Source organism: Chitinophaga japonensis, from assembly GCF_007830125.1.
Classification (GTDB): Bacteria; Bacteroidota; Bacteroidia; order Chitinophagales; family Chitinophagaceae; genus Chitinophaga; species Chitinophaga japonensis.
This window is the reverse complement of record NZ_VLLG01000002.1, coordinates 1,332,416-1,354,077: the sequence shown is the minus strand read 5'-3', so window position 1 is coordinate 1,354,077 and position 21,662 is coordinate 1,332,416. Positions and strand designations below refer to the sequence as shown.

The following is a 21,662-nucleotide window of genomic DNA, read 5'->3' as shown; positions in this document are numbered from 1 at the left end:
CAAATTGTATTTGCAATAGCGGGTGTGCGGCGGTGGACTGTACCTTTATTTACGTTTCTTGTATTTGATCTCCACCGGTGCTACCCCGGTGTTAATGATACCCAGCTTGCGGGCGCCTTTTTTTGAAAGGTCAATGATACGTCCCTGTACAAAGGGCCCGCGGTCATTAATGCGCACTTTTACGGAACGGCCGTTGGCCAGGTTGATCACTTTTACTTTAGTGCCAAAGGGCAAGGTGCGGTGGGCGGCAGTGAGCTTGCGCTGGTGGAACTTTTCGCCGCTGGCGGTACGACGGCCCTCGAATTTATCTGCATAGTAAGATGCTTTGCCGCTTTCGGTGATTTTACGGGCACAGGAACACAGACAAAACAAGCAGCCTGCCAGGAGCGTAAGATTTCGTATATACCTGGTTGTTAGCATGTATAAGGATGTTGTACAAATATACCTCTTTTTTTATGTGTCAGCCTGATAAAATCAGAAGGGATAGCCAATGGCGATGTTCAGTATCAGGTTCTCTTTCCGCCAGTCGGGGTCCCCAAAGCGGATATCCTTTATTACCCATCTTTCATTTTCAGGCAGCCAGGGTTTGCGCAGCGGAAAGGCCAGGTCCAGGCGCACCACTACAATAGAAGCGTCTATACGCAGGCCCGCGCCCGCGCCTACGGCTATTTCCTTGTAGAAGCGGCCGGCATTGAACTGGCCGCCGGGCCGGTTGGGACTTTCCTTTTGCAGCCAGATATTGCCGGCATCTATGAATACGGCGGCATTCAGGATGCCGCTCAGGTGCATGCGCAGCTCTGAATTGAACTCCAGTTTGATATCTCCCGCTTCATTGGCCAGGAAGCGGCTGGTAGTGTCGCGGAAGGAACCGGGGCCCAGTGTTCTGGCCCGGAAGGCGCGTAGGCTGCTGCTACCGCCGGTAAAGTATTGTTTTACAAAAGGCAGTGTAACGGAATTGCCGTAAGGCAGGCCGTAACCGGCAAAGAGGCGGTTTACCCAGGTCATGCCCTTGCTGAACTGCCAGTAGTGCCGGAAGTCCGCCCCCAGGCGTACATACTGGGCAAAGGGATTGCCGAAGATATTTTTAGTGCTGTCGCTTTTCGGGATGAGCAGGCCGGCAACATTACCGGATACATCTACATCGCCGCTGATATAAAAGCTGTGCACCCGGTCCGGCGCCTGGTTATTGTATGTAACGGTGTAGTTGCCTCCAAGGATGAACTGTTTTTCTATCGCCCTGCGCTGCACCGGGTCTACTTTCAAAATGCTGTCATAAGCGGCGGTGGTTTTGGAGGGCAACACATAGGTAATGGAAACGGGCGCCCAGTTATGCTCCAGGTTGCGCGTTTGCCGCCAGATGTACTGCCATTGCCCCGTATACGCGTGCAGGTTATACAGGTTTTGCCGGCTTAACAGCTCGTAGCTGAGGCTGATGCGGGTGCGTGGCACAAAGGGTGAACGCAGGCGGAAGGCCCGGAAAGGGATGAGGAACCTGGGCACGGTAAGGGATACCTCACCTTTCAGGCTATACGAATTATTGCTGGCCAGGTTGCCGCCGGTTTGCCATTCCATGCCACCGGATGCGGAGATCTCCAGCAGGTTGGCCGCCCTTTTCCAGTTGCGGTTGCGACCTGTTACCTTTACCTCGGAGCCAACAAAGCCATTGGACTTGGACGTGCCGCGCAGCTCCGCCTGCATGGAGTACCGGGGATAAGGCGTGAGGTAAAAGCTGGCGTCCAGGCGCCCGGTGTCCGCTGCTGCCGGTTGGAGGCTGCTATCCCTGTTACGCACGGGGCGGAACTGGCCCTTTACGAATTTAAAAGTGCCCAGGTCTATCAGGCGGTGCAGGGTAATATCGTGGGAGCTGAGCCGGTACAGGCTGTCCGGCCGCAGGAATACCGAGCGGCGGAATACGATGGGCCTGAACTTCTTTTCAGGATCTACAATACCAAAGTTCCGGTATAACTTTACTTCCTCCCCCGTTCGCGACAGGGAATCCTCGTCCAGCGAATAGTCCGGGTACAGCGTGATCCTGCGCATATAATAAGGTTTGCGGGCCAGCGGAGAGATATTGTCCTTTAAGGTTACATACAGGTCTACCACGCCATTCTGCGTACTGTCCACTTCCACCAGCAGGTGGTCTGCCGTAAAGTAGTAATAGCCCTGCTCTTTTAAAAGGTTGTGTATACGCTCCCGCTCCGCTTTGATGCTGTCCAGGCTGTAAGGCGCTCCTGGTACCAGGGACGAGCCTTCCTTTGTTCGCGCAATGGTGCGACCCAACTGGGAGCTGTCCGTTTCAAAGGTGACGTTCTTAATGGTATAGCGATGATGGGGGAAGGCGGTATAAACGGCGGAAGCCTTTCTTTTCCCCCTGGTTTTGATGGCGGAGCTGACGTCTGCCTGGAAATAGCCCTTATCCACCAGGTATTGCTGCAATACATTGGCGGTATAGTCCTGTTTTACCTGGCTGAGCAGCACCGGCGGTTCTCCCCATTTTTCCCGGAACAGGTAGTTGAGCCCCTTGCCCTTGGGCTCATTGCCCAGGTTGTACAGCCACAGGCGGATGGGCATGCCCAGGAAGCGGCGGTTGGGTTTGGGCCTTATATTATCTTCCAGGTTTTCCATGAGGGTACCGTAATCTTTGGGTTTGTCGCCTTCCCATTTTACATCCGCGCCGGTGTACAGGCGGTCTCCTTCCGGTACGGTGCGCACGGTGCTGCAGGCGCTGATGCATAAGCCCGCCAGGATCAGGATGGTGATATGTATATTGGCCGTTCGCAAATATTCCAGCTTATTTATTGTTATTCCCGTTACGCAGTTTTTCACGTCGTTTCTCTTTCCTGGAGCCCTGCAGTATTTCGCGGAAGTGGTCATAATCCATTACTATCATAAAAGCTGCGCCGGTTTCCACTACCTGCCCCTGCACCACCGTTTCATTGGCATTGCGCTGGTATACGCGGATGCGGTAACGGCCGTCGGCGGTGAGCTTGTACTCTATGGATACGTCGCCTACCAGGGAGCTGGCGTTATTGGCCGGCGCATCACCTGCCAGCATCACATCGGAGCCAACGGAAACGGTTAAACGATCGTTGAACAGGCTCTTGGATACATCCACGCCCAGCGTAGTGCTTTCTTTGGCCGTACCGGTAGAATAATCTTCGTTGCTCTCCAGGTCAAAATTGATATCTACGCCTTTGATAAGATCGCCGGCCAGGTTGTTCAATTGCTGCGACAGGATCTTACTCACACTTTTACGGGCTTCCCGGCCTACATCCACGCCGCCTCCCTCCGTGGAGGTAGGATCGTCGGGAATAAAGGTGTTCATTACCAACAATCCCATTACCTGCTTGTTCAGCTCCGAGGTGATCTGGTTGATCTGCTTGATACGGTTATACACACTGCCGCTGAAGGCATTGCGCTCCGCTTCAGGCATATCCAGCCGGAAGGAAATATCCGGCTGCAGCAGGTCACCTTTTATCTGCATGTATACTTCAAACGGCAGGCGCTGCTTGTAGCGGTTCCGCTCTATGTCCGACATGCCGGAAAGCTGGTCCTGCACCAGGTCCATGGCCGGGGCCCGAACCGTGTATTTAGCTGTGATATCCAGGTTGGCGGACATTACATCGCCGTTAAAAGAAATGTAGCTGCCTTTTTCAATAGCAAATGCACGCTTGATGACCTCGTATAACGACATCTGGTATTTACCTTCCTGTATCTCGTAACGGCCGGTGAGGCTCAGCTTACTGCTGGGGTCCAGCGTGGCGTTGAGATTGGCGGTGCCTTTTGCTTCCACATAATCCCCGTTCTGCTGATCAATGATGATCTTGATGGTAGACTGGGGCGTGATCTCGGCATTGCCGCTGAATACCATGCCGGTAAGCCGCGGGTTCTCATACCGGGCGCTGTCCTGCGCCGCGATCAGGGAGGAGTCCAGCGGCTGGTCCTTATCCACAAATACGATCACCCCTTCCCGGTTGGCTACTCCCGGTTCGTCCTGCGGGATGGTAAAGGTAACATTGGACTTATCGCGCAGCTTAACGTAAGCGTCTATACGGGGCAGATCCAGGTTACCTCTTACTTTAATACGGCTGTCCACAAAAGCCGGGCCATAGATCATCTGGTCCCGGTTCTGCTGCTTGCCCAGCACCATAAAGTTATCCGCATTCACGTCCAGGTTGAAACGGTAGTCGGTAAAGTCCGTGGTATTTATACGGCCGTTTACTACCAGCTCATTTTTCAGGCTGTCTGTTATCACGAGGTTATTCAGCGCAATGCCCCTTTCATCAATTACAATATCTTCATCGGGCAGGGAAAGCGGCGTACCTATATAGGTAACGGTGCCGCCGGCATCGTTAAAGTGAAGGTTGCCTTTTACCTGCGGTTGGCTGGTAGTGCCGGTAATGATAAATTGCCCATTGGCGCTGCCATGCATGCGAGTCATGTTACCAAAGGTGAAGGGCTCTATGGTTTTCATGCTCAGCCGGTTGATGTCTATCGTGGCATTGATGGCGGTATCGTATACGCCCTGTACCTGCAGATCGTTGTCATGGCCGGTGAGCGATGCTTTTACCTGGTAGGATGCCGGCGCCGGCGTTTGCAGGGCCGCTTCCAGTACTCCTACGGGCGTATTACGGAAGTACAGGCTGTCTATTTTCAGTGCGGCATCCACCAGCGGGGAATTGTCCAGGTTGCTGATACGCGCCCGGGCATTCAGCACGCCGGTAGCCAGCATGGTGTCTGCCGCCAGCAGTCCGGTAATGGTGGCGAGCTGAAAGCTCCTGATATCTGCCTGGAGTGCGGGCATGCTGCTGCCGGTATCTGCCAGGGTGTGCAGCCGGATGGACTGTTCGCGGGAAGACAGCCGGAGGTTGGCGGTATCCGGCAGGCCGTTGCGCAGGCGGATAATATTGTTTTCATCCACGGTCCATTCCTGCTTGTTCAGCAGCAGGCCGGGTTTCAGGGACAGCGCCATCAGGCTGTCTGCCAGGAACTGCACCAGGCCGCCCATTTTGTATTTGGGCCGGCGGTTAGCGTCGTCGGCATCCAGGTCCCAACTAAGGTTCCCGGTATTGGCGTTTACCAGTAGCTGCGTATGGTACAGGGGCGCTATGGGATGCCGCAGTGTAGCGAGCGATAGCGCAGCATGCAGGCTGGTATCCTGTATACGTGCGTCCAGCAGCAGGCTGTCAATATGCAGGGAGTCATAGCTGATGGCAGGCAACGCCATATTCATGACCAGGAGGCTGCTGTCTGTATGCATGCGGCCCTGTATAGCCAGCGGCTGCGTCATGCGCAGGGAGGGCGCCATTGCCTGCAGGCTGCGGGGCCAGCGCAGGGAAGCTGTCCATTGCAACTGCTGCCCCGGCGGTAAGGTGATCAGCCCGCTGCTGTCTACCGGTTGCAGGGGCTTATTTATCAGGCCGCTGAAAGCTGCGCCCAGTTTAGTATAATCGATATAACCATTGGCCGCTATAGCGCCAAAGGGGCCTTCCAGTGCAAGGTACTGCTGATCCTGCCAGCGGGTGCGCAGGGCGATGGTATCCAGCGGGAACACTTGCCCTCCGGTAGCTATCTGCCAGCCGGTGAGCAGCGCTTCTCCTTCCAGCCGGGTAGGCAGCAGGCTGCTGAAATCCGCTCCCAGGTTGCCTTTAAGCTGCAGGGGCTCCACATACCAGTGAGTGGCGAACAGGTCCGCCTTACTGATCTGCAGGTTGGCCTGCAGGTTTTGCAACACGGTATCCTGCAGGCGCCCGGCCAGGTCAAAGGTGAGGGAAAGCGCTGTATCGCCGCTGCTGCCGGCAGCCTCAAACTGTCCCTGGCGGATACCGGCATTGGCGCGGATATCCCGGTACGTGTAGCCGTTATAGGTGGCATCGTACAACCGGATCATGGCATTGGCTGTCATACTGCTCAGTTCATAGCCTTTTCCTGCTGCCTGCAGGCTGCCGTTTATCCAGCCCATGGTGGTATCATACAACATCTGGCCCGGATGTATACGGAAGGACGGGATATCTACGGAATAGCTGCTGCGCACGCTGTCCATTATGTTCACCAGGTGGGCGTTCAGCATCACATTCGCCATATCGCTTTGCAACTGCAGCCCGGTTTTCATGTCGGCTAGCCCGCCCATGAAGGAGCCGGTGATCAGCATTTGCTTTGGCAGGCGGGGCGTGTCCGGCAGGGTGCCGGCCGGCAGCCAGGCGCGTAACGCCTGGTCCCCGCTTTGCAGCAGCAGTTCCGGCAGGTTGGCGCGGATACTGTCCGGGGTGGCGGCATGGAATATTTCGCCGCGTGCCTGCACCTTGTTGCCCACGTTATCTGCTATGTACAACCGTTGTACATTTAAATGTCCCAGGCTGCCTTTCAGGATGGCGTCAATAGTGAGGCGTTTGTTCCACAACGGTTGCATGCTGCTGTTGGTCCGGGCATCCGGCACAAAAGGCAGCCATTCTCCCAGCGCAATGCGGGTAGAGTCCAGGTTAGCCCTTATCTGTAGCTGGTCCAGGTGGTCGGCCACGGTAGACCAGGAAGGCACGGTAATGACTATATGTTTGCGCAGCACGCTCTGGTTGGTTTCCAGCAACAGGTCCTGCAGGGAGATCGTTTGCGGCGTGTAGGTAAAGAACATATGCGCCTGCTTTACAGCAAAGCCGGACTTGTCGCGCAGGCGCAGGTGGTGCAGCAAAGCATTTACGGTATCACCTTTATAGCTGATGTCACTAATGCGGGTGTTAAAGTCGCGCAGCAGCAGGTGGTTATAGTCCGGGTCGCTGCCGGCGCCACGGGGAGCGGGCGCTGTATTGTTATCATAGCGGAAGCTGAGCTGCTCCAGCAGGGCCTGGCTGGTAATGACCCGCCAGGTATTGGGCGCGCTGTCCGGTTCCGCCGGTACCGGTGTGGTATCGCGGGCGGCGGAGAGCGCCAAAGCGCCCCGGGTGTGGCGGATCGTGATGTCGCCGGTCTGGATACGGGTAGAGTCCAGGTCGATATTCGTATTATCTACCTGCAGGCTGCCTATTTTCCAGGTGGTGGAAATGCCAATGTCTTCACCCTGGTACAGAAAAGCGCTGTTGGCAACCTGCAGTTTTTTCAGCAGCAGGTGAAAGGGAGCGGCCACGGTGTCTGCCGCGGAAGGCGGCGGCGCGGCGGCAGGAGTGGCTTTAGGGCGGTAGGCCTGCCGGAAAAAACCGGTCAGCCCGTTCAGCGTGATGCCGCGGAAAGCGTATACGCCTTCATTCACCAGCAGGTCATCGGGATCTACCAGCAGGGTGTCCCATTGCAGCACGGCGCTCATGCCCTCCAGCTCATCTATATATCGCAGCTTTACCTGGCGCAGGGCTACATCCTTTATGTGGAACTGCATGGTAGTGCCCGTTTCCGGCGCGAGTGTATCCGGTGTGGTATCCGGGCTGGTAAAGGCATCTACGACAAACTGGAAGTTGAAAGTGGTGTCGGCTCCCTGCCGGTAGGCATTTACCAGCAGGGTATCCCACTCCAGCTTGCTCACGCGGATCTCGTTATTCAGCAGGGATAGCAGGTTATAATGCACTTTGAGTGACCCGGAGTATAACAGGGCCTGGCGGGCAGTATCCGCTACATATACATTCCTCAGCTCCAGGTATTTCCATCCCCTAGCCCGCAGGTAGCCAATGCGCACTTTGGTGTGCAGCTTGTCCTGCAGGTACTGCTCTCCCTGGCGGCGCAGATAGTCCTGCACGGCCGGGAGTTGCAACAGCAGCACGGCCATTACCGGCAATAACAGTATTGCAATAATGATCCATAAAAGCCACCGCCACCAGGGGCGTCCATGATGTTTGGTTTCGGTACCCGGAGTTACTGTCACTATGAATGATTACGTCGGTAATTTACTGAAAATAAACGCTTTGTCATATGATAGCGTAAAAAAGAGGATCAGCAAAATCTATACCTGTAAATCCGGCAGGCAACGAAGGGGTAAAATAAAACAGTGTACGCAGTTGCAGTTCACAGCACGGGCGTATTGCGCTGGTTGAACCAGTGTATGTAGTATTCCATTCTTTCCCGCTTCCCGCGGTCTTCCAGGAAGGAAGCCAGCAGCGCCTTGTCCTGTGGGAGTATATATTTTTTCAGATTGTAGACGGTCAGGTCATATACCTGCCCGGTGAGGATATTAATCACTTTTTTCTTCCGGCTGGGCGGAGGCACGTTGTTAAACGTTATCGCGTTGGGGTTAGCCATGGGCATGGCGGCAACGGCATGTATCTCGTACAGGCAGTAGTATCCTATTTCCTGCAGGCGGTTCAGGCCATTGTCGCGGATGTATACGTACTGACCATCGGAAAAGCCCCAGTAATCCTTCACCTTCCGCTCCTGCCCGCTGCTGTCCCTCACATGCAACTCGTTCCTGCTGGCCAGCAGGTAGATCTGCGCGGCGGAGCTCCGGTTCTTTATTACCAGTTCGCCCTGCTCGCCGGGGCTGTTGAGCTGGAACTCGCGGAAGGTTTTGTAAATGCCTTTCCGGTAATGTTGGGTATTGAAAATAAAATCCGCTACAGTAGAAAAGTCCGCGGTATCCTGTGCGGGCGCGTCTACAGGGCCCAGCAGCAGGCAGCAACCAATGATGAGCAACAAGCGGCGGCACATGGGACAAAAATAGGAGGGGATGGAGGGAAAGGGAAGCTAAATAGCTGAATGGGCGATTTGTGCCTGCTGATAGCAGGATTATATCTTTGGAAGCTGGAAGCAGGAAAAAAGAAAGGGCCGGGTAAAAACCCAGCCCGGCTGAAGGTTACAACAAAATCTAAACCTGCTTATGAGAAAAACTTTATAAGAAAAGTAATCAAATAGCCATTGCTTGTAAGGAATGATCCTTGCTTTCCAGTTGGGACACGCCGCCCATCAGGAACTCGTCTACTTTACGCGCGCACTCACGGCCTTCGCTGATGGCCCATACCACCAGGGACTGGCCACGGCGCATATCGCCGGCAGCAAACACCTTCGGTATGGAAGTCTGGTAGGCCTTTTCGCTGGCCTTCACATTGCCGCGCTCATCCTTTTCTACTTCCAGGTCGTCCAGCATACCGGTATGCTGCGGGTGCACAAAGCCCATGGCCAGCAGCGCCAGCTCACAGGGCACTTCCCTTTCGGAGCCCGGCACTTCCTTGAAACCGCCCGGCTTGCCATCCTGCCCCAGGGCCCATTGCAGGTCCACCAGTTTCAGGGCCTTCAGGTTGCCGTTGGCATCGCCCACAAATTCCTTGGTGGCAATGGCCCACTTGCGCTCTGCACCTTCTTCATGGGAGGAGGATGTTTTCAGCACCATGGGATACGTAGGCCAGGGCATGTAAGGCGTACGCTCGCCCGGCGGTTTGGGCAGCAGCTCCAGTTGGGTGATGCTTTTAGCACCATGACGGTTGGAGGTGCCCACACAGTCGGAGCCGGTATCGCCGCCGCCTATCACTATTACGTTCTTGTCCGTAGCCCATATATCCTCGCCCTGTACGGGGCGGTTGCCTACTCTTTTGTTCTGCTGCCTGAGGAAATCCATGGCGAAATGAACGCCTTTCAGCTCACGGCCGGGGATGTTCAGGTCGCGGGGAATCGTGGAGCCGCCTGCCAGCACAATGGCGTTGTACTCGCGCAGCAGGTCGTTCACACTCACGTTCACGCCTACATTGGCATTGCACTGGAACACCACGCCTTCTTCTTCCATCAGCTTCACGCGGCGCTCTACCACCCATTTTTCCAGCTTAAAATCGGGAATACCATAGCGCAGCAGTCCGCCCGGCGCATCATCTCTTTCAAACACGGTTACCTGGTGGCCGGCATAATTGAGCTGCGCAGCAGCCGCCAGGCCTGCGGGACCGGAGCCAATCACCGCTACCTTTTTACCGGTACGCACCCGGGGCACCTTGGCTTGCACCAGTCCTTTATCAAAAGCTATTTCAATGATGTGGCGCTCTATCTCCTCGATGGCTACCGGGGGCTGGTTGATGCCCAGCACACAGGCGCTTTCACAGGGTGCAGGACATATGCGGCCCGTAAACTCCGGGAAGTTGTTGGTGCTGGTCAATATATCATACGCCTCCTGCCAGTCCTTTTTGTATACGGCATCGTTAAATTCAGGGATCACATTGCCCAGGGGGCAGCCACTGTGGCAGAACGGTACACCGCAGTTCATGCAGCGGGCGGCCTGCTCGTTGAGCTTCGGTTCACTGTAGCGCTCCACGAACTCGTTATAATGCTGCTTTCTTTGCTGCACATCCGCCTTGCCCGGCAATTCGCGTGTAAATTCCAAAAATCCTGTTGGTTTACCCATCTTCTCTGATCTTTTAATATTAAAATAACAAGGCGCTTACGGTCAGGATTTTTCCACTTTCTGACCTTCTGACTTTGCGGTCCGCAGCACGGCCTTGTATTCTTTCGGGAACACCTTTACAAAATGGCGTAACTGGTTCTCCCAATCCTTTAATATGAATTTGGCCACCGTACTGTTGGTATAAGCATGATGCTTGGTAATAAGGTCATGCAGGGCCGTAATATCTTCCTGGTCCAGCGGGTCCAGGTCTATCATATCCTTGTTGCAACGGTTGGCGAAAACATTTTTTACATCATACACAAAGGCGATACCGCCACTCATGCCTGCGCCGAAGTTGCGGCCGGTTTCTCCCAGTATCACGGCACGGCCGCCGGTCATATATTCACAACCGTGGTCGCCCACGCCTTCTGCCACCACGGTGGCGCCGGAGTTGCGCACGCAGAAGCGCTCGCCGGCCTTGCCGCGGATGTATGCCTCGCCGGAAGTAGCGCCGTAGAAGGCCACGTTACCGGCAATGATGTTCTCTTCCGCTTTAAAGCCCGCCTCTGCATGAGGATATACGATGAGCTTGGCGCCGGACAATCCTTTACCGAAGTAGTCGTTGGCCTCGCCTTCCAGCTCCAGGGTAACGCCTTTGGTATTAAAGGCGCCGAAGCTCTGGCCGGCAGAGCCCTGGAATTTGAAGTGGATGGTATCTTCAGGCAGTCCTTCGCCCTTATAAATTTTGGATATTTCGTTGCTCAGAATGGTGCCTACGGAGCGGTCCGTATTGATCACCGGGAACTGGTGGAACACACGGGTCTTCTTTTCCAGCGCCGGCTGGGCCGCTTTCAGCAGCTTCCAGTCCAGCACTTCGCTGATACCGTGGTCCTGCTCTTCCTGCTTGTACAGGCCCACTTCGGGAGCGGCCGGTTCTTTGTACAGGATGGGCGACAGGTCCAGGTGCCTGTACTTCCAGTGCTGCAGCCCTTCCCTTACCTGCAGGGAGTCTACCTGGCCCACCATTTCGTTGATGGTGCGGAAGCCCAGGTCCGCCATGATCTCGCGCAGCTCCTCTACCAGGAACTTGAAGAGGTTCACCACGTGATCCGGGTTGCCGGCAAAGCGCTTGCGCAGCTCTGCATCCTGTGTAGCCACGCCCACGGGGCAGGTATTCAGGTGGCATTTACGCATCATGATGCAGCCTTCCACCACCAGGGCGGCGGTGGCCACGCCCCATTCCTCGGCGCCCAGCAGGGTGGCGATGGCGATGTCGCGGCCGGTTTTCAGTTGTCCGTCGGTCTGCACCACTACCCTGCTGCGCAGCTTGTTACGCACCAGTGTCTGGTGAGTTTCCGCCAGGCCCAGTTCCCAGGGCAGGCCGGCATGCTTGATGGAGCTTACCGGGGAAGCGCCCGTACCGCCGTCGTGGCCGGATATCAGCACCACGTCTGCATGGGCTTTGGCCACCCCTGCGGCAATAGTGCCTACCCCTGCTTTGGACACCAGCTTTACGCTGATGCGGGCGGCGCGGTTGGCGTTCTTCAGGTCAAATATCAATTGTGCCAGGTCCTCGATAGAATAAATGTCGTGGTGGGGCGGCGGGGATATGAGGCCTACGCCGGGCGTGGAGTGCCGCACTTTGGCGATCCACTGGTCCACCTTATGGCCGGGCAGTTGTCCGCCCTCGCCGGGCTTGGCGCCCTGGGCCATCTTTATCTGCAGCTCATCCGCATTGGTGAGGTAGTAGCTGGTGACGCCGAAACGGCCACTGGCCACCTGCTTGATGGCGGAGCGCATGTTGTCGCCGTTGGGCAGCCGCTCATAGCGGATCTCATCTTCGCCGCCTTCACCGGTATTGCTCTTGGCGCCAATGCGGTTCATGGCAATGGCCAGCGTGGAGTGCGCCTCGTGCGAAATAGAGCCGAAGCTCATGGCGCCGGTAGCGAAGCGTTTCAGGATGCTTTCCGCCGATTCTACTTCCTCAATGGGAACCGCCGGCCGGCTGCGCTTGAAAGTGAAGAGGCTGCGCAGTGTGCAGGCTTTTTCACTTTGCTCGTTCACCGCCTTGGAATATTTTTTAAACAGGCTGTAATCGCCCATGCGGGTGGCGTATTGCAGCAGGTGTATGGTAGTAGGATTGAACAGGTGGAACTCGCCCTTGCGCTTCCACTGGTAGATACCGCCTACGGTTAAACGCTGCACGGGCGTTTCCTTGCGGCCGTAGCCCATGCCGTGTTTGGCCAAAGTTTCGCGGGCTATTTCATCCAGGCCCATGCCCTGCAGGCGGGAAACGGCGCCGGTGAAATATTTATCCACTACCTGCTGGTTAATGCCCAGTATCTCGAAGATCTGCGCACCCTGGTAAGACTGCAGGGTGGAGATGCCCATTTTGGAGAACACTTTCAGCAGGCCTTCGCATACCGCCTTTACGTAGTTCTTTTTGAGCTTGTCTACATCCAGCTCCGTATCCAGCTTGCCGCCCAGCTTCATATCCCGGATGGTGCTCAGCGCCAGGTAAGGGTTGATGGCGGTAGCGCCAAAGCCCAGCAGGCAGGCAAAGTGGTGCACTTCCCATACATCGCCGGCTTCCACAATAATGCCTACCTGGCCACGGCATCCTTTGCGGATGAGGTGGTGGTGCACGGCAGAAGCGGCCAGCAGGGAAGGAATGGGCGCGTGCTCGGAATCAATGGCGCGGTCGGAGAGGATGATCACCTCAAAGCCGTCCTCTACCGCATCCACCGCGTAGCGGCAAAGGCGGGTGAGGCCCTTTTCCAGGGAGCCGGGCTTACCGTCTGCCCTGAAATAGGTCTGTAATGTTTTGGCCTGGAAGATACCGGTATCAATGCTGCGGATCTTCTCCAGCTCGTGGTTGTTCAGTATCGGGTGGCGCAGGGCCAGGCCGTGGCAGTGCAGCGGATCTTCATCCAGCAGGTTGCCGTTGTTGCCCACAAAGGTGGCCAGCGACATTACCAGCCTTTCCCGGATGGGATCAATGGGCGGGTTGGTTACCTGCGCAAAGAGTTGCTTGAAGTAGCTGCTCAGGTGCTGCGGCTGATCGCTCAGCACGGCCAGCGGTACATCCGTGCCCATAGAGCCTACCGGCTCTTTGCCGTCAATGGCCATGGGCGCAATGATGTTCTCCAGGTCTTCCGTGCTGTAGCCGAAAGCGCGCTGGTATTTAAATATCTGTTCATGTTCCAGGTGGGTAAAGGCTACGCGGGGCTCGGGCAGCTCTTCCAGGCGAATCTTGTATTTATTGAGCCACTCTGCATAAGGTTGCTGGGAGCAGATGCTCTGCTTCAGCTCCTCGTCACCGATAATGCGGCCCTGGTCCATGTCCACGATGAACATCTTGCCGGGCTGCAGGCGGCCTTTTTCCTTTACGTTCTTGGGATCTATAGGCAATACGCCGGCTTCGGAAGCCATGATCACCCGGTCGTCCTTGGTAACAACAAAGCGGCTGGGGCGCAGGCCGTTACGATCCAGGGTGGCGCCTATGATCTTGCCATCTGTAAAGGAGATGGAAGCAGGGCCGTCCCAGGGCTCCATCAGGGAAGCGTGGTATTCGTAGAAAGCTTTCTTCACGGGGTCCATATCCTCATCGCCATCCCATGCCTCGGGGATCAGCATCATCATTACATGCGGCAGGGAGCGTCCCGTGAGGGTCAGCAGCTCTATCACGTTATCGAGGCTGGCGGAGTCTGACTGTCCATCTTCCACGATGGGCAGCAGCATGTCCATTTCCTCTTTGGAAAAATACTTGGTCACAAAGTCCTTCTCACCGGCGCGCAGCCAGTTGAGGTTCCCTTTCAGGGTATTGATCTCCCCGTTGTGCGCAATGTAGCGGTAAGGGTGCGCCAGCTTCCAGCTTGGGAAGGTGTTGGTGGCAAAGCGGGAGTGGATGGCGGCAAAGGCAGACACCATTTTTTCATCGCTCAGGTCCGGGTAGTAGTGGCGAACCTGGTAGGTGGTAAGCTGGCCTTTATATATGATCGTTTTGTAAGAAAGGGAGGCAATGTAGAACAGTTGCTTTTCCTTGGGCACGGTATTGCGCACGGTCTTGGACACGTAGTTGCGCAGTACGAACAGCTTGCGCTCAAAGGCTTCCGGGTCGGATATCTGGTAGGGGCAGGCAATGAATACCTGCTCTATTTCCGGCTCTACGGAAAGGGCGCTTTCGCCGATGCCATCGGGGCGTACGGGCACCTTGCGGTAGCCGAGTATTTCCAGGCCCAGCTTTTCAGCGGCCCGCTCAATGATCTCCCGGCACTCTTCGCGCCAGCGGGGCTCTTTGGGGAAAAACACCATGCCCACCCCGTACTTACCGAATTCGGGGAGGGCAAAACCTATTTTCAGGCATTCATCATAGAAAAATTCATGCGGCATCTGGATAAGGATACCGGCTCCGTCGCCGGTAGTACGTTCGCAACCGCAGGCCCCGCGGTGCTCCATGTTTTCCAGCATTGTCAAAGCATCCCGTATAATCTGGTGTGATTTACGCCCTTTTATGTGGGCGGTGAACCCAGTTCCACAGGCGTCATGTTCAAATTCCGGGCGGTACAGGCCTTCCTGTTTTCTCACTTCATGCATTCGTTTATATTTTTGTATCAGGTACACTATATCCTGGCTGCTGCTGCCGGCTGAGGTACCGTAATTGTTTCGGGAACGGTTTAAAGATACTAAAGGAATGCGGCATTTTTTTTATAAACATTTGTTTAGCCGCAAAAATTTAGAAGAATTTAAAAAAACGAGTAAATCTATTGAAAGTTGACAAAAAAATAAGCGCACGCAGCAGCCCGGGGCGGGCTTGTAAATGCAACCGGATGCGCTTATACCTGCCCATACCCGGCGGCGGGACCCGGAACGCAGTAAATATTATTTGAATATTATTAAAAGTCCTTCAGCATCAGGCGGGAGGGCTACGGGAACAAAAACCGGGTTCTCCCGTTCACGATCTCCATCCGTAAAGGATCACTGGCCAGGCTTTCATTCTGCAGCCGGTCCAGCGCGGTGACCACGTACACATAGTGGCGCCCTTTCACATAAGCGGCATCCGTATAGTGCGGGTCGGGCATCTGCGGCAGGATAGACAGTATCTTCGTAGGGTCTTTCAGGTTAATGACCTCACTGCTGTCAAAACGGTACAGCACGTATTGCCGGGTGCGGTGGGAGGTGTCGTCGTCCGCCCAGTACAGCTCCAACCCCTGGGGCCGTTCAAAAGCATCGATAAAGTAGGGCGATTTGGGCGCCTGCTGGCCCTCCAGCCAGGGCATGAGGGGGCGCAGGGCCGGGTACCGGTAAAAGTGGTTACGCAGGCTGTCCTCTATTCCCCGGGGGTTGCCGTTAAATGATTTGGCGCTGTAAAAAATGCTGCCCTGCACCGTATTAAGCGTGCGGGCCTCGCTGACCTGCTGCGGCAGTTCCGCCGGGTTGCGCCAGGCGGCGCTGCTGTTGATACGGTAAGCGCCATGGCCAATGTATACGTGCCGCCCGTAGCCATGTTTGGCCCACCAGTCCAGCAGCACTTCATACGCCACCAGGCGATGGCCGCTTTCCCAGTATAGTTGCGGCGCTACATAATCTATCCAGCCGTTCCGCAGCCATTTGAGCACGTCGGCAAAAAGATCGTCGTAGTTGGTTTGCCCGCCATGGGTATAGGAACCCTCCGGGTCCTTATCATGATTGCGCCATACGCCAAAGGGGCTGATGCCGAACTTTACCCAGGGCTTGGCCGTTTTAATGGCCCTGCCGATCATCTGTATGATGGTGTCCACGTTCTGCCGGCGCCAGTCGTCCCGCATCATATTGTTGCCATAGCGGCGGTAGGAGCTGTAGTCCGGGAATTCCTTCCCGGGAATGCGGTAGGGGTAGAAATAATCGTCGAAATGCACGGCGTCAATATCGTAACGCTTTACCACGTCGGTAACGATCTGCAGCACGTACTGGCGCACTTCCGGCAGGCCGGGATCAAAGTACTTCGTATCGCCATAGGTAACGAACCACTGCGGTTTCAGCCGGGTAATATGATCGGGGGTAATGCTGCTGCGCCGGACATTGAACATGGCCCGGTAGGGATTGAACCAGGCATGGAACTCCATGCCCCGTTTATGCGTTTCTTCTATCATGAAGGCCAGCGGATCGTAATAGGGATTGGGTGCCTGCCCCTGGGCGCCGGTAAGGTATTCCGACCAGGGCTCAAAGGCGGAAGCATAAAAGGCGTCGGCCACGGGCCGTACCTGCACCACTACGGCATTCATGCCATTGCGCTGCTGCTGGTCCAGTATATTGATGAATTCCTGTTTTTGCTGTTCAGTGCTGAGACCCCGGCGGGAGGGCCAGTCAATATTCTCCACGGTAGCGATCCATACTGCCCGCAGCTCCCGCTTGGGCGGCAACTGCGCATATACGGATGATGTGATCCCCCACCACAATAACAAGCCTGCCACTAAATGCTTCATTATCATCTACAATGCGTTACGTTAAATGCTGAAACTGCGAAAATAAGTAAAACGTTTTTCTTATTTTGTTTCTGTACAATTCCACTGTTATGCGTCATCAAGGTCATTTACAGTTACCCGCTATATTGCTGCTGGGCACGCTTTGGGCGCTGCCTCCTGCTGCCGGCGCACAGCCGGCCGCGGATAAAAATGATATTACTGCGGCAGCGCAGGCATTCCTGCAAACATTGGACCCGGCGGCGAAGCAGCAGGCCAGCTTTGCCTGGGGCGATGAAGAGCGCTTTAACTGGCATTTTGTGCCCCGGCCGCGGAAAGGCCTGCCCCTGAAGGCTATGAACAGCCGGCAAAAGGCCGCGGCCCTGCACCTGCTGCAAACCTGCATGAGCGCGCAGGGATATAAAAAAGCGACGGCCATTATAGCGCTGGAGAGCATTTTAAAAGTGCTGGAAGGCCGGGACCCGGGGGATGATTACCGGGACCCGGGCAAGTATTACTTTACCATTTTTGGCACACCCGGCCCGGCGCAGCCCTGGGGATGGCGGGTGGAAGGGCATCATGTATCCCTCAATTTTTCAGCGGCCGGCAATAGCCTGGTGGCGGCTACCCCGGCCTTTCTTGGCTCCAACCCGGCCATTGTGCCTTCCGGGAAGGAGAAGGGCCTGCAGATATTGAAACAGGAAGCGGAGCTGGGCTTTGCGCTGCTTCGCTCCCTGGACGAAAAGCAGCGGGCCCGGGCTATTATACAGGCTACCGCCCCCCATGATATTATGACCGGCAACCGGCGCAAAGCCATGCTGCAAAGCCCGCCGGGACTGCCCTACGCGGCCATGAATCCTCAACAGCAGCAATTGCTGCGGCAACTGGTGGCGGTATATATTGATAACCATACGAAGCTGATGGCGGATGTTTTACTGAAAGAGATCGCCGCGGCCGGCTGGGAGCAGATGCATTTTGCCTGGGCCGGCGCCCGGGCCTGGGGAGGCGGCCATTATTACCGCATACAAAACCCTGCCGTGCTGATAGAGTATGACAATACGCAGAACAATGGCAACCACGTGCATTCCGTGCTGCGGGACCTGAAAAATGATTTTGGGGAGGATATTTTGCAGGAACATTATCAGGCAGGGCACCCCTTAAAGAATTAATAATGAATAATTAAGAATTAATAATTCCTGTAACACTTGTGTTCCAATGAAACAACGGTGCACTTTATTATATTATTAATTCTTAATTATTCATTATTAATTACACTTTTCTGCCCAGGTACTGGGAATAATCCGGTAGTATCACCTCGTAATCCTGGTGCATCAGCGGCGATGTCAGTAAAAAGTCGGCGGTGGAGCGGTTACAGGCCATCGGGATGTTCCATACGGCGCAGAGGCGCAGCAGGGCCTTGATATCGGGATCATGGGGCAGGGCTTCCATGGGATCCCAGAAGAAGATGATGGCATCTACCGCCCCTTCGGCCACCATGGCCCCTATCTGCTGATCGCCGCCCAGGGGGCCGCTCAGCAGCTTGCGCACAGGAATGTCCAGGTGGTCTTCCAGCAACCGGCCGGTGGTGCCGGTGGCATAGAGCTCATGACGGCTGAGCACGGCCTTGTTGTACACCGCCCATTCTATCAGCTCCTGTTTTTTATGGTCATGCGCTATCAGCGCCACCCGTTTGCGTGCCTTCAGTGATTTTGCAGCCTGCATATTTGCGCTTTAGTTAGTGGTGGTCCTGGGTTTGCAGGGAGCCCATGTCCCGGTCAAAAATATACATACCACCTTTGTCCTCCCCTATCAGCTTCAGCTTGTCCAGTATCTGGCGGGCCATTTTTTCCTCTTCGATCTGCTCATTTACATACCATTGCAGGAAGGTGTGGGTGGTATAGTCCTTTTCCTGCAGGCACATGTCCACCAGCTTGTTGATCTCCGTAGATACCAGTATCTCGTGGTTGAGCACCTCCTCGAAAATGCCGAGGATGCTTTTGAACTTGACGGTGGGCTGCTTGAGCGCGGGCACCACGCCATGGCCGCCCCGGTCGTTGATAAAGCGGATGAGCTTGAGCATGTGCACCCGCTCCTCGTCGGAGTGGCGGTACAGGAATTCTGCGATACCGTTGTAGCCCTGTACTTCGGCCCAGGAAGCCATGGCCAGGTAATACTGGGAGGAGGCGGCTTCCAGCTCCACCTGCTCGTTCAGGGCCTGTTCTGTTTTGTCTGCCAGTTTCTTATATAACATAATAAAATGGGTTTAAACCGTTGTTCATTCAAATGTCGTATTCTGTACGAATATAATCATTTGCCTATAAGCCTATTGTAAAAATCAATGGAATATGCCGCAATATCCTCCCTTTTTGTGGCCGAAAGTTGCTACCTTTGCATTGTTTAAACGAGGTTAAAGCAATGATTAAAACAGGTAATCCCATCATCAGCATATATACAGAAATGACGCCGAACCCGGAAACAATGAAGTTTGTGGCCAACAAACTGCTGTACCCGGGCAAGAGCATCGATTTCCCTGATGAGGCCAGTGCGAAACCGTCGCCGCTGGCAATGGAGCTGTTCAGTTTTCCCTTCATCAAGGGGGTATTTATCATGGCCAATTTTGTTACCCTTACCAAAACCGCTGAAACAGACTGGATGGACATTATCCCCACGGTAAAAGCTTTCCTGAAGGAATACCTGGAGGAGAACCGCCCGGTGGTGAACGAAGACGAGATCGTAGTGAAAGCGGCGGCCAGCAATGAAGTGAGCGCTGACGACAGCGACGTGGTAAAACGTATTAAAGAATTACTGGAGAACTATGTGAAGCCTGCCGTGGAAATGGACGGCGGCGCCATACAGTTCAAGGACTATAACGAAGGCATTGTGAAACTGATGTTGCAGGGGTCCTGCTCCGGTTGCCCTTCTTCCATGATCACCCTGAAAGCAGGTATTGAAGGCATGATGAAACGCATGATACCTGAAGTAAGGGAAGTAGTGGCAGAAGCAGAATAAGCCATAGTTGAGAAGAATGATAGTGTTAAAAGGAGCACAGTCTTAGCGGCTGTGCTTTTTTATTGCATCTTTGCACCATGAATTTTCAGGCCATATACCAAAGCCTGCTGGACGGCATTCATGCCATGAGCTGGCTGGAAATAGTAGCGGCGCTGTTTGGCGCCATCAGTGTAATATGCAGTAAGCAGAACAGCATCTGGCTGTACCCTACGGGGCTGGTAAGCACCGGCATCTATGTATACCTCCTGTCCCGCGAGCAGTTCCGGCTCTATGCGGAAGCCACCCTGAACGCCTATTATTTCGTGATGAGCATCTACGGCTGGTACCACTGGGCCAGCAGGGACGCGCAGCAGCATACGCCCCCGGTAGCCTGGGCCACCCGGCGGGAATGGACCGTAACCGTGCTGATAGCGCTGCTGGGCTGGGCGCTGTTCTATACCCTGCTGAAGAATTTTTCCAATTCGGACGTACCGGCGGCAGACGCCTTTGTATCTGCTACGGCCTGTGCGGGCATGTGGCTGCTGGCCAAACGGAAAATCGAGAACTGGATCGTGCTGAACGTGTCCAACCTGGCCGCCATCCCGCTCCTGTTCCATAAAAAGCTGGTGCCTACCGCCCTGCTCACCATTTTCCTGTTCATTGTAGCGATCATGGGATATTTCAGTTGGAAAAAAATATGGGAAGAACAAACGAGGGCTATCAACGGATGAAAAAAGTAGTGATACTGGGGCCGGAGTCTACCGGCAAAAGCACGCTCAGCCAGCAACTGGCCGCGCATTACCAGACGGAATGGGTGCCGGAGTATGCCCGGCAGTACCTGGATGAGCTGGGCCGCCCCTATGAACAGCATGACCTGCTGCACATTGCCGCCGGGCAGTTGCACCTGGAAGATGAAAAAGCAGAAAAGGCCCGGCGCCTGCTGATATGCGATACGGACCTGTACGTGATAAAAGTATGGAGCGAGCATAAATACGGGGAGGTGGACCCCCGCATCCTGGAACGGATCGCGGCCAGGCGGTATGACCTTTACCTGCTGACCTATATCGATATTCCCTGGGAAGACGATCCCCAGCGGGAATACCCCGACCCGCAGATGCGCGAATATTTTTACCGCATTTACCGCGACATCGTGATGCACGCAGGCGTACCCTGGGCGGATATACGCGGCAGCTATGCCGAACGGCAGGCACGGGCCATTGCCGCGGTGGACAATATTATTCTTTAACGAGCGCCGCTATATCCGGGTCTGCGGCAATGTTGCGCATCTGCTGCAGTATCCTGCGCTGGCGCCAGGCAGTAATGCGCGCCGGCGGATTCACCGTGTATTTAACCGGGTTAGGCAGGCAGGCCGCGATCATGGCCGCCTGTTCACGGTTAAGGCTGGCGGCGGATCTTTTATAGTAGGCCTGGGCGGCCGCCTCCACCCCAAAAATGCCATCGCCGGTTTGCGCTACATTGAGGTATACTTCCAGTATGCGTTTTTTGCCCCAGATCATTTCTATCATAAAAGTGAAGTACACTTCTATGCCTTTGCGGACCCAGCCGCGCCCCTGCCAGAGGAACACGTTCTTGGCCACCTGCTGGCTGATGGTGCTGGCCCCTCTTATCTTCTTGCTTTTCTGGTTATGCTTGAGCGCCTTTTCTATGGATTTAAAGTCGAAGCCGTCATGGTCCGGGAAGAGCTGGTCCTCGCTGGCAATAACGGCCAGCTTGGCATAAGGGGAAATATCTGCTGCATCCACCCATGTTTTCCGGAAATGTTTATCAGTGCCCCACAGGCTGAACCAACTGGAGATCATGGTAAGGGTGATCGGCGGATTTACCCAGCGGAGTAGGATGATGTAAACAAATTGTGCAATGAACAGCACGAGCAGTATACGTTTTATTCTTCTCCATGTTCTGGGTACGATGCCTTTTAATTCCATCCAGTATAGTTT

At 55.0% G+C, this 21,662-nt stretch carries 14 protein-coding genes; 4 read left to right on the top strand and 10 right to left on the bottom strand.

Annotated features, from left to right (window positions below; translation table 11 throughout):
* Positions 1-45: 45 nt before the first annotated feature.
* From LX66_RS05380 to LX66_RS05350, 7 genes are all read right to left on the bottom strand, one after another.
* Positions 46-420 carry a septal ring lytic transglycosylase RlpA family protein gene (locus LX66_RS05380; RefSeq protein ID WP_145710855.1) on the bottom strand — a complete coding sequence of 125 codons (375 nt, stop codon included), beginning with the start codon at positions 418-420 and terminating at the stop codon, positions 46-48.
* 54 nt (positions 421-474) lie between these two features.
* Complete coding sequence (gene tamL / locus LX66_RS05375; protein WP_158642543.1) at positions 475-2,781, bottom strand: translocation and assembly module lipoprotein TamL; 2,307 nt, start codon at positions 2,779-2,781, stop codon at positions 475-477.
* Between the two features lie 10 nt (positions 2,782-2,791).
* Positions 2,792-7,843, bottom strand: coding sequence for a translocation/assembly module TamB domain-containing protein (locus LX66_RS05370; RefSeq protein ID WP_145710853.1), 5,052 nt, complete (start codon positions 7,841-7,843; stop codon positions 2,792-2,794).
* A 140-nt stretch (positions 7,844-7,983) separates the two neighbouring features.
* A complete protein-coding gene (locus tag LX66_RS05365) occupies positions 7,984-8,622 on the bottom strand; it encodes a hypothetical protein (protein ID WP_145710852.1) in 639 nt (212 codons plus the stop codon).
* Positions 8,623-8,818: 196 nt separating this feature from the next.
* The gene (locus LX66_RS05360; RefSeq protein ID WP_145710851.1) at positions 8,819-10,297 is read right to left on the bottom strand and encodes a glutamate synthase subunit beta; all 1,479 of its coding nucleotides are present in this window, start codon (positions 10,295-10,297) and stop codon (positions 8,819-8,821) included.
* A gap of 42 nt (positions 10,298-10,339) precedes the next feature.
* Complete coding sequence (gene gltB, locus LX66_RS05355; protein ID WP_145710850.1) at positions 10,340-14,872, bottom strand: glutamate synthase large subunit; 4,533 nt, start codon at positions 14,870-14,872, stop codon at positions 10,340-10,342.
* A 329-nt stretch (positions 14,873-15,201) separates the two neighbouring features.
* Positions 15,202-16,740, bottom strand: a complete 1,539-nt coding sequence (locus LX66_RS05350; protein WP_145710849.1) for a glycoside hydrolase family 10 protein — start codon at positions 16,738-16,740, stop codon at positions 15,202-15,204.
* 89 nt (positions 16,741-16,829) lie between these two features.
* Between LX66_RS05350 and LX66_RS05345 the strand changes: the two genes are divergently transcribed.
* The gene (locus LX66_RS05345; protein ID WP_211366009.1) at positions 16,830-17,885 is read left to right on the top strand and encodes a DUF3500 domain-containing protein; all 1,056 of its coding nucleotides are present in this window, start codon (positions 16,830-16,832) and stop codon (positions 17,883-17,885) included.
* A 100-nt stretch (positions 17,886-17,985) separates the two neighbouring features.
* Here the strand turns inward: LX66_RS05345 and LX66_RS05340 are convergent, their stop codons facing one another.
* Entirely contained in the window at positions 17,986-18,438 is a 453-nt protein-coding gene (locus LX66_RS05340; RefSeq protein WP_145710848.1) for a methylglyoxal synthase, read from the bottom strand.
* Positions 18,439-18,451: 13 nt separating this feature from the next.
* A complete protein-coding gene (locus LX66_RS05335; protein WP_145710847.1) occupies positions 18,452-18,967 on the bottom strand; it encodes a ferritin in 516 nt (171 codons plus the stop codon).
* A 164-nt stretch (positions 18,968-19,131) separates the two neighbouring features.
* Here LX66_RS05335 and LX66_RS05330 point away from each other — a divergent pair, with 164 nt between their 5' ends.
* The 3 genes from LX66_RS05330 to LX66_RS05320 all read left to right on the top strand — a co-directional run bounded on the left by LX66_RS05330 (position 19,132) and on the right by LX66_RS05320 (position 20,950).
* Positions 19,132-19,725, top strand: a complete 594-nt coding sequence (locus LX66_RS05330; protein ID WP_145710846.1) for a NifU family protein — start codon at positions 19,132-19,134, stop codon at positions 19,723-19,725.
* A gap of 77 nt (positions 19,726-19,802) precedes the next feature.
* A complete protein-coding gene (pnuC, locus tag LX66_RS05325; RefSeq protein WP_145710845.1) occupies positions 19,803-20,435 on the top strand; it encodes a nicotinamide riboside transporter PnuC in 633 nt (210 codons plus the stop codon).
* Complete coding sequence (locus LX66_RS05320; RefSeq protein ID WP_244620299.1) at positions 20,402-20,950, top strand: AAA family ATPase; 549 nt, start codon at positions 20,402-20,404, stop codon at positions 20,948-20,950. Before pnuC ends, LX66_RS05320 begins: the two co-directional genes overlap by 34 nt.
* On the opposite strand, the gene mtgA is transcribed toward LX66_RS05320, so the two are convergent.
* On the bottom strand, positions 20,940-21,650 hold the full coding sequence (gene mtgA / locus LX66_RS05315; RefSeq protein WP_145710844.1) for a monofunctional biosynthetic peptidoglycan transglycosylase: 711 nt from the start codon (positions 21,648-21,650) through the stop codon (positions 20,940-20,942). The two genes, LX66_RS05320 and mtgA, sit on opposite strands and share 11 nt — an antisense overlap.
* Between the last annotated feature and the right edge of the window lie 12 nt (positions 21,651-21,662).

What these genes read in the sequence shown, in the direction of transcription:
- LX66_RS05380 (WP_145710855.1), bottom strand. Translation starts at nt 420, where the DNA reads ATGCTAACAACCAGGTATATACGAAATCTTACGCTCCTGGCAGGCTGC.
- LX66_RS05365 (WP_145710852.1), bottom strand. Translation starts at nt 8,622, where the DNA reads ATGTGCCGCCGCTTGTTGCTCATCATTGGTTGCTGCCTGCTGCTGGGC.
- LX66_RS05360 (WP_145710851.1), bottom strand. Translation starts at nt 10,297, where the DNA reads ATGGGTAAACCAACAGGATTTTTGGAATTTACACGCGAATTGCCGGGC.
- gltB (WP_145710850.1), bottom strand. Translation starts at nt 14,872, where the DNA reads ATGCATGAAGTGAGAAAACAGGAAGGCCTGTACCGCCCGGAATTTGAA.
- LX66_RS05350 (WP_145710849.1), bottom strand. Translation starts at nt 16,740, where the DNA reads ATGAAGCATTTAGTGGCAGGCTTGTTATTGTGGTGGGGGATCACATCA.
- LX66_RS05345 (WP_211366009.1), top strand. Translation starts at nt 16,830, where the DNA reads ATGCGTCATCAAGGTCATTTACAGTTACCCGCTATATTGCTGCTGGGC.
- LX66_RS05340 (WP_145710848.1), bottom strand. Translation starts at nt 18,438, where the DNA reads ATGCAGGCTGCAAAATCACTGAAGGCACGCAAACGGGTGGCGCTGATA.
- LX66_RS05335 (WP_145710847.1), bottom strand. Translation starts at nt 18,967, where the DNA reads ATGTTATATAAGAAACTGGCAGACAAAACAGAACAGGCCCTGAACGAG.
- LX66_RS05330 (WP_145710846.1), top strand. Translation starts at nt 19,132, where the DNA reads ATGATTAAAACAGGTAATCCCATCATCAGCATATATACAGAAATGACG.
- pnuC (WP_145710845.1), top strand. Translation starts at nt 19,803, where the DNA reads ATGAATTTTCAGGCCATATACCAAAGCCTGCTGGACGGCATTCATGCC.
- LX66_RS05320 (WP_244620299.1), top strand. Translation starts at nt 20,402, where the DNA reads ATGGGAAGAACAAACGAGGGCTATCAACGGATGAAAAAAGTAGTGATA.
- mtgA (WP_145710844.1), bottom strand. Translation starts at nt 21,650, where the DNA reads ATGGAATTAAAAGGCATCGTACCCAGAACATGGAGAAGAATAAAACGT.